7 protein-coding genes and 3 pseudogenes are annotated in these 12,123 nt (G+C 43.6%); all 10 read left to right on the top strand.

The genetic code is table 11. From position 1 onward, the window contains the following. Positions 1-8 precede the first annotated feature (8 nt). Positions 9-2,456: a glycogen phosphorylase gene (gene glgP, locus CRI63_RS10215; protein ID WP_130221371.1), complete on the top strand. Its 2,448-nt coding sequence runs from the start codon at positions 9-11 to the stop codon at positions 2,454-2,456. Positions 2,457-2,938: 482 nt separating this feature from the next. Then, on the top strand, positions 2,939-3,643 hold the full coding sequence (locus CRI63_RS10210; protein ID WP_135519435.1) for a fimbrial protein: 705 nt from the start codon (positions 2,939-2,941) through the stop codon (positions 3,641-3,643). Positions 3,644-3,763: 120 nt separating this feature from the next. Then, positions 3,764-4,517: pseudogene (locus CRI63_RS24365) on the top strand (fimbria/pilus periplasmic chaperone). A gap of 41 nt (positions 4,518-4,558) precedes the next feature. Then, positions 4,559-7,150 (top strand): fimbrial biogenesis usher protein, encoded by a 2,592-nt coding sequence (locus CRI63_RS10200; protein WP_167852307.1) that lies wholly within the window; start codon positions 4,559-4,561, stop codon positions 7,148-7,150. Beyond that, positions 7,150-7,714, top strand: a pseudogene (locus CRI63_RS10195) (fimbrial protein). Before CRI63_RS10200 ends, CRI63_RS10195 begins: the two are co-directional and overlap by 1 nt. Positions 7,715-7,721: 7 nt before the next feature. Then, positions 7,722-8,247: pseudogene (locus CRI63_RS10190) on the top strand (fimbrial protein). Next, entirely contained in the window at positions 8,213-8,989 is a 777-nt protein-coding gene (locus CRI63_RS10185; RefSeq protein WP_135519433.1) for a molecular chaperone, read from the top strand. Before CRI63_RS10190 ends, CRI63_RS10185 begins: the two are co-directional and overlap by 35 nt. A gap of 13 nt (positions 8,990-9,002) precedes the next feature. Further along, positions 9,003-10,133, top strand: coding sequence for a fimbrial protein (locus CRI63_RS10180; RefSeq protein ID WP_135519596.1), 1,131 nt, complete (start codon positions 9,003-9,005; stop codon positions 10,131-10,133). 130 nt (positions 10,134-10,263) lie between these two features. Beyond that, positions 10,264-11,241 carry a PstS family phosphate ABC transporter substrate-binding protein gene (locus tag CRI63_RS10175; protein ID WP_135519431.1) on the top strand — a complete coding sequence of 326 codons (978 nt, stop codon included), beginning with the start codon at positions 10,264-10,266 and terminating at the stop codon, positions 11,239-11,241. A gap of 103 nt (positions 11,242-11,344) precedes the next feature. Beyond that, the gene (locus tag CRI63_RS10170; protein ID WP_135405496.1) at positions 11,345-12,121 is read left to right on the top strand and encodes a hypothetical protein; all 777 of its coding nucleotides are present in this window, start codon (positions 11,345-11,347) and stop codon (positions 12,119-12,121) included. Positions 12,122-12,123 lie beyond the last annotated feature (2 nt).

Genomic DNA, 12,123 nt, shown 5'->3' with positions numbered 1-12,123 from the left:
ACGCCTATATGAATGCTCCGTTTACATATTCATCGCCCACCCTTAGCGTAGAAGCGCTTAAGCACTCTATCGCTTATAAGCTGATGTTTACGATTGGAAAGGATCCTGTCGTTGCCAATAAACATGAGTGGCTGAACGCAACGTTATTTGCTGTGCGCGATCGTCTCGTGGAGCGTTGGTTGCGCTCGAACCGTGCCCAACTGTCGCAAGAAACTCGCCAGGTTTACTACCTGTCGATGGAGTTTTTGATTGGCCGTACTCTCTCCAACGCCATGTTGTCGTTAGGTATTTATGACGATGTTCAGGGGGCGCTGGAGTCGATGGGGTTAAATCTCGAAGAGTTGATTGATGAAGAAAATGACCCGGGCCTCGGGAATGGTGGTCTGGGACGTCTGGCAGCTTGCTTCCTGGATTCACTGGCGACTTTAGGGTTGCCAGGTCGCGGCTACGGTATTCGTTACGACTACGGCATGTTCAAGCAGAACATTGTTAACGGCAGTCAGAAAGAGTCACCGGACTACTGGCTGGAGTACGGCAACCCGTGGGAATTTAAACGACACAATACGCGCTACAAAGTGCGTTTTGGTGGACGTATTCAGCAAGAAGGCAAGAAAACTCGCTGGATTGAAACTGAAGAAATTCTGGCCGTTGCTTATGACCAGATAATCCCCGGCTATGACACTGACGCAACTAATACCCTGCGTTTGTGGAGCGCACAAGCCAGTAGCGAAATTAACCTGGGTAAATTCAACCAGGGGGACTACTTCGCGGCGGTGGAAGACAAAAACCACTCCGAGAACGTATCTCGCGTACTGTACCCGGACGACTCCACTTATTCCGGGCGTGAACTGCGTCTGCGTCAGGAATACTTCCTGGTTTCCTCGACCATTCAGGACATTTTAAGCCGCCATTATCAGCTGCATAAAACCTACGATAATCTGGCAGATAAAATCGCGATTCATCTCAATGACACCCATCCGGTGCTGTCGATTCCTGAATTGATGCGTCTGCTGATTGACGAGCATAAATTCAGCTGGGATGACGCTTTTGAAGTGTGCTGCGAGGTCTTCTCTTACACCAACCACACGCTGATGAGCGAGGCGCTGGAAACCTGGCCGGTCGATATGCTGGGTAAAATTCTGCCGCGTCACTTGCAGATAATCTTTGAAATCAATGACTATTTCCTGAAAACCTTGCAAGAGCAGTATCCGAACGACACTGACCTGCTGGGACGGGCGTCAATCATTGATGAATCCAACGGGCGTCGTGTGCGGATGGCCTGGCTGGCGGTTGTCGTGAGTCATAAAGTTAACGGTGTTTCAGAGTTGCACTCTAACTTGATGGTGCAGTCGCTGTTTGCTGATTTTGCGAAAATCTTCCCGGGTCGTTTCACCAACGTTACCAACGGTGTGACGCCGCGTCGCTGGCTGGCGGTAGCGAACCCATCGCTTTCAGCTGTGCTGGACGAACACCTGGGCCGTAACTGGCGCACCGACCTTAGCCTGCTGAGCGAGCTGCAACAGCATTGTGATTTCCCGATGGTCAACCATGCGGTGCATCAGGCGAAGCTGGATAACAAAAAACGTCTGGCCGAGTACATCGCCCAGCAGTTGAATGTGGTGGTGAATCCGAAGGCGCTGTTTGATGTGCAGATCAAACGTATTCACGAATACAAACGTCAATTGATGAATGTGTTGCACGTTATCACTCGTTATAACCGTATCAAGGCCGATCCGGATGCTAATTGGGTGCCGCGCGTGAATATTTTTGGCGGCAAGGCTGCTTCGGCTTATTACATGGCGAAGCACATTATCCATTTGATCAACGATGTAGCTAAAGTGATCAACAACGATCCGCAGATTGGCGACAAGTTGAAAGTGGTGTTTATCCCGAACTACAGCGTTAGTCTGGCGCAGTTGATCATTCCGGCGGCCGATCTGTCTGAACAGATTTCGCTGGCGGGGACGGAAGCCTCCGGCACCAGTAACATGAAGTTTGCCCTTAACGGCGCGCTGACTATCGGTACGCTGGACGGTGCGAACGTCGAGATGCTGGATCATGTCGGTGATGACAATATCTTTATCTTTGGTAACACAGCGGAAGAAGTGGAAGAACTGCGTCGTCAGGGTTACAAACCGCGTGAATACTACGAGAAAGATGAAGAGCTGCATCAGGTGCTGACGCAAATCGGCAGCGGTGTATTCAGTCCGGAAGATCCGGGACGCTATCGCGATCTGGTTGATTCGCTGATCAACTTCGGCGATCACTACCAGGTACTGGCGGATTATCGCAGCTATGTCGATTGTCAGGATAAAGTCGACGAACTCTACGAGCGTCAGGAAGAGTGGACTGCCAAAGCGATGCTGAACATCGCCAATATGGGCTACTTCTCTTCAGACCGTACGATAAAAGAGTACGCCGATCATATCTGGCATATTGATCCAGTGAGATTGTAAGTTCGTAAAGTGATAACTGCCGTGTGTTCCCATAAAGCTATCGTTAATGGGCACACGGCATTTTTATATCAGATAAACAAAATGTCATGAAAATTTACATATGCTATCAATATATAATTAATATTTATTATTTATTAATAAGGTATCTCATCAGGGAATATTACATATAACGAACATTATAAATAAATAATAAATCATTTGTCGTGTTTATATATTTACTCACTCCTCAGTTCTTCTTTATAAAATAAACTCCTTTGTTTTCAAATGACTGTATTTTTATATAAAGTCAATTATTGCGAGTATTGATTCTTTTAGTTACATTACCAAGCAGCTCATATAATATTTTCCAGCCATTCTATCTCTTAATTTTTCTGGGATTAACCACACCAGCTTTATTCATTTAAATAATGTGATTTGTTAAAGCTGAATGTAAAAATAATCGCCAATATTGCTTGGATTTTTTAACAAAAGGAAAGGTATAAATGAAATTCAATCTATCTAATTTATCCGTAGTTTTACTCGCATCAGGTATGCTGATGTCAACTGCGGTAACTGCTGCGCCAGGCGATGCATCACAATTTGGTGGTGCGGATACAGACTGGAGCACCGTTGATTATCCAAAACTCACCGATATGGATGACAACACTGATGCGATGGGCGGAAACATTCGCTTTACTGGTCGAGTGGTTAAAGCGACGTGTAAGGTTGCTACAGAATCGAAACAGATTGAAGTAGTACTGCCAGTCGTACCTTCTAACGCTTTCACGGGCATTGATACCGAAGCGACGGGCGCCAGTAACCAGACTGACTTCAACATTAAACTGACCGACTGTAGCAATACGGACAGTCAAAACATTGAATTTCGTTTTACTGGCGTAGCAGACAGTGCCAACCAGACGCTTGCCAATGAAGTTGAAGGGGCCGCTGATGCTGATAGTACTGGCGAAGCAGGTGCAACAGGTGTAGGGATTCGTATTTATTCTAAAAACACTACAGCTGACGGTCTGATTAAACTGAATACACAAACTCCTCAGGGGAGTAGTTCTTCGGCAGCCTACGTGATTCCTGGCGATGCAGCCACTCATGATTTTACTGCGGCATTTACCGCGGGCTATGCGCAGAACGGTAGTACCGTTGCACCAGGTCTGGTGAAATCGACGGCAAGTTTCGTCGTGCTGTACGAATAATTACAGCAAGATAATTTCAGGTTACAGTTACTTGTAGCCTGAAATTAATATTACGTGTTTATTTGTAATAAATAGACTCGTATCAGTAATTACAATTAATTTCATCTACAAGGATGCAGTATGAGATGGATTTCAAAAAATAAATGTTTTACGAATAGAAACATTAATTCTTTGCAGAAGGCTCATTATGTCATAAGGGCCGGTGCTCTATTTTTACTATCCGCCATATCTATCAATGCTATTGCTGCGGGTGGCTTCGGTCTTGGTTCTACGCGTCTGGTTTATCCATCTGACAGTCAGCAAATTACGTTAAGTGTACAGAATGGTGGGGCTAACACCAGCTATTTAATCCAGTCATGGATTGATGACAATAAAAGCAGTAAAAAAAAGTCAGGATTTTGTGGTTACGCCTCCTTTATTTATGTTGCCAACGCGAAAAGAAGCCTCATTGAGGATAATGTTTATTGGTAAATCACAGTTACCGACTGATCGCGAAACATTATTCTGGATGAATGTGAAAGCGATTCCGCCAACGGATGAGAAGAATACCCAGAAAAACACGTTACAACTGGCGTTACAAAACAGAATTAAATTATTTTACCGTCCGACTAATTTACCCGTTCAGGCTGGTAAAGCACGGGATATGCTGCGATTTAAATACGAAGGTAAACAGCTGAGAGTCATTAACCCTTCTCCCTATTATCTGACGGTGACTGGAATCAGGGTGCAAGGGGCAAAATTACCTAATGCGTTTGTTCCACCGAAAAGTGACGTAACAGTGTCTTCACCAGTGACGTTAGCCGGTGAAATTACTTATCAAACTATCAATGATTACGGTGCCACAACGGCCAGGCAAAAGGGAACGATGCAATAAACCTGGAAGATTAAAACGTTAAAGCAACTCAGGTCAGGGATATGAACCTAAAGCTCAGAAAACTCGAACACAGGATGGCAAGGCACAAGCAGATGAGGCGGTGTATGCTGCTTCTACTGACACTTTTGCCTGCGTGTTCAGTGGCTGGTTTGCGCTTTAACCCTGCATTCCTGTCGGGTGATACAGAAGCTGTTGCTGATTTATCTCGTTTTGAGAAAGGGATGACGTATCTGCCAGGTAGTTATGAGGTTGAAATATGGGTCAATGATTCGCCTTTGACATCACGTAAGGTCACTTTCAAAGCTGATGAGCAGAATCAGTTGATTCCCTGTTTTTCGCTCGATGAGTTAGTCACCTTAGGAATAAACAAAAGTGCATTGCCGGAGCAGGCGCAAGCAGAGGGGAATCATTGTCTCGATTTGCGTATATGGTTTGCAGAAGTTCAATATACTCCTGAACTGGATGCGCAACGACTCAAACTGACCTTCCCGCAGGCAATATTAAAGCATGAAGCACGTGGTTATATCCCACCTGAGGAATGGGATAATGGTATCCCAGCCATTCTTATTAATTATGATTTTTCTGGCAACAGCGATCGTGGAGACTATGCGTCTGATAGTTATTATTTAAATCTTCGCTCAGGTTTAAACTTAGGAGCGTGGCGTTTTCGTGATTATTCTACATGGAGTCGTTCAGGTAATTCACCGGGTAAAATTGCACATGTGAGTAGTACGTTACAACGGGTCGTTATTCCTTTTAAAAGTGAATTAACACTGGGTGATACCTGGTCTTCATCAGATGTTTTCGACAGCGTGAGTATTCGTGGTGCTAAACTTGAGTCCGATGAAAACATGCTGCCGGATAGCCAAAGTGGCTTTGCTCCTACTGTGCGCGGCATTGCTAAAAGTAATGCTCAGGTAACGATTAAACAAAATGGTTATGTTATTTATCAGACCTATACTCCCCCTGGGCCTTTTGAAATCAACGATCTGAACCCTACGTCTTCCGCAGGGGATTTGGAAGTTACGATCAAAGAGTCTGATAATTCCGAAACTATCTATACCATTCCTTACGCCGCTGTACCCATCCTTCAACGCGAAGGACATATTAAATATTCCGCAACTGCCGGTAAATATCGTAGTAATAGCTATAATCAAAACAATCCGAATATCTTTCAAGGAGATTTGATTTGGGGGTTACCCTGGGATATTACCGCCTATGGAGGAATACAATACTCTAATAATTATCGGGCAATAGCACTCGGGCTTGGGTTCAACCTTGGTATGTTTGGTGCGACCTCATTTGATTTGACGCAAGCCAATAGCACACTTGCTGATGGCAGTAAACATCAAGGGCAATCGTACCGTTTTCTATACTCAAAATCGTTAGTGCAAACAGGTACGGCTTTTCAGATTATTGGTTATCGCTACTCGACGGAGGGGTTTTATTCGTTGAGTGATACCACATACAAACAAATGTCGGGCACGGTTATCGATCCAGATACCCTTAATGAAAAAGACTATGTTTATAACTGGAATGATTTTTATAATTTACGTTATAACAAAAGAGGAAAGTTTCAGGCAAATATATCGCAACCATTGGGCGAATATGGCTCTATGTATTTGGCAGCGAGTCAACAAACTTACTGGAATACGAATAATAAAGATACCTTATACCAGGTTGGCTATAATACGAGTGTGCATGGGATTTATTTAAACATTGCTTATAACTACAGCAAATCACCAGGTTCAGATGCGGACAGAATCTTATCCGTCAATATATCATTGCCGATCAGTAATTGGTTATCACCAGCAGTCGATGGGCGCACTGCGACAAATTCTATGACAGCGACCTATGGCTACAGTCAAGATAATAGCGGTCATGTGAATCAGTATGCTGGAGTATCTGGTTCACTGCTGGAACAACATAATCTAAACTATAATATTCAACAAAATTTTGCCAATCAGAATAATAGCGGAAATGGATCGGTAGGTTTAAATTACCGCGGTACTTATGGTTCACTAAATTCCGGATACAGCTACGATAATAATGGTAACCAGCAATTTAACTATGGTTTAAGTGGTGCCATGGTTGTTCACGAAAATGGTTTAACGCTAAGTCAGCCGTTAGGTGAAACAAATATACTGATAAAAGCACCAGGAGCAAACAATGTAAATGTGGAGCGCGGAACGGGGGTTAAAACAGACTGGCGTGGCTATGCTGTCGTGCCTTATGCCACGGAATATCGGCGTAATAATATCTCTTTAGACCCTATGTCTATGAGTATGCATACAGAATTAGATGCCACTACTATGGAAGTGATACCCAGTAAAGGTGCTTTAGTTCGCGCTGAGTTTAATGCACATGTCGGTATTCGTGGTTTATTTAATCTTCACTATCGTAATAAATCAGTTCCATTTGGTGCGACGGCCAGTGTACCCACTGAGGGGACCACTCAGATTACAGGAATAGTGGGTGACAGTGGGCAGGTTTATCTCTCCGGTTTGCCTTTACAAGGCATAATAAATATACAGTGGGGAGAAAGTTCTTATCAGCAATGTCAGGCAAGCTATCAATTACCGGAAAGCGAGCTGGATAATGCCATTAGCTATGCAAATCTGGAGTGCCGCTAATGAATATATTACAGAAATTTATTCTATTAATTTTTACATCATTATTCATGATGGTGATTTCATGTAACGCACTGGCTAACGATACCGTAATAGTCACATTTACAGGACAATTATTAGCAAAAAACGTGTGATATTACAGCTGGAAGCAAAGATCAGCCAGTAAATATGGGAACTTATGACGTCAATGATTTTTTGAATGTAGGGGATGTTTCTGGCAGCCATACATTTACGATCAATCTGGAAGGATGTCCTACAACAACCAGTACTGTGTATAGTTCAGGAGTAAGTGCTAATGTGAGGTTTACTGGAGATACTGATGCTATTAATACCACTTTATTACGCCTTACTTCCAGTGCAGATAGTGCAACTGGAGTGGGCGTCGAAATTTTAGATAGCAATGATAAAATTATAGCGATTAATAGTGAGTCAGGGTTCAAAGAATTAATTTTAGATAATAATGGCGATACCAGTTTAGCCTTTAAACTCCGCTATAAGTCAACTCAGCAAAACGTACATGCGGGGCAGGCGAATGCGCTGTTGTACTTTGATATAGATTATCAGTGAGGATAATATGACGCGCTCCTGGAATTTAATTGCTCTGTTATTCTCTGTGATATCAATGCCATCCATTGCTGATGATACAACACATACAGGTGTTGTACGGATAGAAGGAATAATAACGGCAAAGACTTGTATTGTTGCCGATGAGTCTAAAAATTTCACAGTTAACATGCCTGATGTTCCCAGTTATAGGGTGAGAAATTCAGGGAGTGTTACTGAAAAAAGTTGGCTTCTCTGTAAAGTTAACCCGTTGTGGCAGTGATGTCGGTCATGCCAATGTCACGTTTGATGGAACATCAGTTAGTGAAGACACGGCCCTATATAAACTGGAAGAGGGCTCAGTCGAGGGGTTAGCACTGGCTATTTTTGACAACAACAAACAAAGTATTAGTAATGGTATAAAGAGTACAAGTTATGCCCTTACACCATTGGTAGATAATACATTGCATTTCTTTGCTGCTTATAAAGCTATAAAAAATGATGTACAACCAGGAGAGGCGAATGCATCAGTTTCCTTTATCGTCACTTATGATTAATGTGCTGATATGCTTTTTTATATGTTGCACAAATGCGCAGGCAGGAGTTGTTGTTGGCGGTACCCGTTTTGTTTACCCAGAAAAGCAGTCATCAATTTCGGTCGAGCTTAAAAATACTGCCAGTAAAGATATGCTGGTTAAAATTTCCGTGACACCTGATGATGGCCGCCAGTTAAAAGGCACACTGGAATCCCAACCTTTACTACCAAATAAGGCGTTTATTGCCACACCACCATTATTGGTACTTAAACAAGATAAAAATACCAAAATAAGAATTAATCGCGTGGGTGATCAGTTACCTGCAGATCGTGAGAGTTTATTTATACTGAATGTTGCAGCGTTACCTGCTCAGGAACAAAACTCACAACTTAAGAACGAAAATCAACTCCAGGTAGCTGTACGCAACAGGATGAAAATATTTTATCGCCCGGAGACGTTATCAGGTAATCCACTTGACGCTTATCAACAGTTACGCTGGACGCGAAACAATGAAGTTGTCACTGTTTTTAACCCTACGCCCTGGTATGTGACACTCTATAATTTATCTATTGATGGTAAAAGCATAAATGGTGGCATGGTCGCACCATTTAGTCATCGTCAACAGGATTGGTGTCAGCGGCAAGGATATTGTGAGATTAACTGGCAAACGTTGGATCTTTACAATAATGCTTTACCTGTTTGGAGCGTAAAATTAAATGTTTTACAAAATAATGCTATGGGTGCAGTAGCGATACATGGATAACCGGAGAAGCATGATGCTTACTTATTTTCGGGGAAATATAAAAGCAATTTGTATATTGTTTATTCTTTTAGTCAGTAGCTGCTATAACATCGTATATGCTGAAGATATGGGACGGGATCGTGCTTTTTGTTATCCTGGTTCACCAGGTAATAATACTACTCCTGCGACATTTTCTTATAATTTTGGTACTGTGATTGTCTCTGATGTCAATAATAATTCTCCTGGAACAGTATTACCAGCACAGGACTGGAACATAGGGCGTTACAAGGCTTATTGCAATTCACTTGATGATTATGAAGTTTATTTTTCTGGTGTGTCTGGGATTGATCCGTCGGGAGCATCTGGTGATCATCAGGGGAGCGATATATTTATTCCTTTGACTCATGAAATATCTGTCTCGACACATATAAAACTCTATAATAAAAATGGTTCAATGACAGATAAAACAGTACCTTTCGATAACTATAGCACCAATTATCCAGCAGACAGAAGTAAATCATCGAATTGGGCATCAGGTACTGAAGGATATATAAAAATCAGACTTGATAAAAAAATAATATCCGATATATCAATAAATAACGTATTGCTGGTTTCTTTGTATGTCAGCCAGTTCCCAACTGAACATGGCCCCGTTCCTGTATTTAATGCTTATATTGGCAACTTAAATATTGAGGTTCCACAAGGCTGCACAATTAATGAGGGTACCAGCTTTACCGTTAATATGCCGGATGTCTGGGCTAGTGAGTTAAGTCGGGCTGGCGCTGGAGTGAAACCAACGGGTGTTTCTCCTGTTGCCACTACCATTCCGATCAATTGTACGAACAAAGATATTGATGCCGTAATGACGCTGGTTTTTGATGGCAATATTTCATCAACGAGAGATGTTAATGGCCGGCAAAGCATTATTCAGGCGGAGGATAACCCAGACGTTGGCATTATGATTATGGATAGCCAACAGGAATCCGTAGACTTGAACGCCCTTGCTGCGCATGTTGGTGTGCCATTTAAGTTAATTGAAAACCGAGCTGAGTCAGCTCAGACAGCAGACGTGACTTTTCTGTCTCTACCCGTTAGTACCACAGGGCGACTACCCGCTGCGGGTCGTTATAATGCCCTGGCTGTTTTGCGGGTGGAATACCAGTGATGTATGAGTCAGTACAGAAACGGATTAGCCCGCTTTTAGCCATCGGTAGGGCAGTGCCTGGTGGAAGATGTGGGATATGTGCCGATGTATCCAACAATGAAATAACCCTCGAGGGAAAGGAATCAGCGCGATGAATAAATTCACAGGCGTTTTACTGTTAGGTGCAGTATTACTGGCGGGATGCGCCGACCGGAAAGGGTACTATAACAGCGTCAGGGAAGAAGAGAGCCATGGCCTGACGTCTCTGCGGGGACAGCCTGAATTCCGTTACAGCGAAGATTGGACAAGATGGCCGAGAGTGTACGGTGCAACAGCTTTATACCCGCTGTATGCTTCTGCATATTATGAATTAGTACCGGAGCCGAAAGATGCGGATCAAACCTCGCTGGCCTGGCAGGCGTATGGTTTACAGCAAACCCGAACAGCTGAATCCTACGATAGTCTGATTAAAGGTACTGCGACAGTTATTTTTGTCGCGCAACCTTCTGAAGGGCAGAAAAAACGTGCAGAAGAAGCGGGCGTTAAGCTGAAATATACCGCGTTTGCCCGCGAAGCCTTTGTCTTTATCGTTGATATCAAAAACCCGGTTAATTCACTTAGCGAACAGCAGGTCAAAGACATTTTTAGCGGTAAAGTGAGTCGCTGGAATAAAGTGGGTGGCAGTGACGACCGCATAAAAGTCTGGCAGCGGCCAGAAGATTCTGGAAGCCAAACGGTTATGAAGGGACTGGTTATGCAAGATACTCCAATGCTGCCAGCCAAAAAATCCACTGTTATCGATCTTATGGGTGGTTTAATTACCGAAGTCGCCGACTACCAAAATACGCCGTCTTCCATTGGATACACCTTCCACTATTACGTCACACGTATGAATGACAATATGCTCAAAATGCGCAAACAGATCAAACTGCTGGCTATAAATGGCGTTGCGCCTACAGAGGAAAATATCCGTAACGGCACTTATCCGTATATAATTGATGCTTATATGGTGACGCGCGAAAACCCCACGCCGGAAACGCAGAAATTCGTCGATTGGTTTTTAAGCCCACAGGGACAGCAATTGGTAGATGATGTGGGCTATGTGCCGCTGTATAAAACGCAACCTTAGAGCAGGGAAATAATATGGATACTACCATTATTCGCCTGAACGCGGCGAATGCTCGTTTTGTTTATCAACCGTTTACACGCGACCAGCGGGCGAGGGGGTAATTATGCAACCCAGCCCCGCCATGCAGGCATTAATTGAGCAGATATATTACACCTTTCGCCGTTATCCGGTGCCGAAGCAATTTGTGGTTTGTTGTGAATATTGCCTGAGTCAGCAGGAACAAAAGGCATTACGGAATACATCGTTACGAGCGATCCCTTATTCTTTAATCAATGCCTGGAATAGTAGTCCTGGTCCTGATCCGCAAAACAGCGATGAAGTCCGTTATTTTCTGCCGCGTCTACTGGAATTTGTTGCGCAGGGGTATTTTGACAATATTCACGAAGTCTTTTCTCTGCGCCGTATCAACCTGGCTAATAAAGCAAACTGGCGTGCGGATGAACTGGCGATATTGCAGCAATTTGCCTGCCAGTATATGGCTGATTGGGTATCTGGCGATGAAGCTGTCGAATTACAGTACATGCTGGAAATGTTTTTCCGTGCCGATATCGCCCTTGCGCCATTGCTTGATGCCGTTATCTCTGTACCCGGTTACCAGCCCACAGTGTCAGTGGCATGTTTACTGTGGCATAACAGGGAAGAGAATATCCAGAATAGTAGCTTTGAGCAGGATGATGACGATAAAGCTATTACCGCCCAAATCAATACCTGGGCTGACAACAATCAATCCATCCTGAAAGAACGCTCGCGGCAAGCGATTGAGAACCCGCTTAGGCAGCCTGAACAGGGCACACGATATCAGGTCTGGGAAGATGACTGGATGATAGATGAGTGTTTATGCGCGATGTATGACGCATCATCCGAATCACCAGGGCAATAAAG

Origin of the sequence: Escherichia sp. E2661 (assembly GCF_004745185.1) — a bacterium.
GTDB lineage: Bacteria > Pseudomonadota > Gammaproteobacteria > Enterobacterales > Enterobacteriaceae > Escherichia.
This window is presented reverse-complemented; position numbering and strand designations above follow the sequence as displayed.

Bases quoted from the DNA above. Each gene is read 5' to 3' on its own strand.
- glgP (WP_130221371.1), top strand. From the start codon at position 9: ATGAATGCTCCGTTTACATATTCATCGCCCACCCTTAGCGTAGAAGCG.
- CRI63_RS10210 (WP_135519435.1), top strand. From the start codon at position 2,939: ATGAAATTCAATCTATCTAATTTATCCGTAGTTTTACTCGCATCAGGT.
- CRI63_RS10200 (WP_167852307.1), top strand. From the start codon at position 4,559: ATGAACCTAAAGCTCAGAAAACTCGAACACAGGATGGCAAGGCACAAG.
- CRI63_RS10185 (WP_135519433.1), top strand. From the start codon at position 8,213: ATGCATCAGTTTCCTTTATCGTCACTTATGATTAATGTGCTGATATGC.
- CRI63_RS10180 (WP_135519596.1), top strand. From the start codon at position 9,003: ATGCTTACTTATTTTCGGGGAAATATAAAAGCAATTTGTATATTGTTT.
- CRI63_RS10175 (WP_135519431.1), top strand. From the start codon at position 10,264: ATGAATAAATTCACAGGCGTTTTACTGTTAGGTGCAGTATTACTGGCG.
- CRI63_RS10170 (WP_135405496.1), top strand. From the start codon at position 11,345: ATGCAACCCAGCCCCGCCATGCAGGCATTAATTGAGCAGATATATTAC.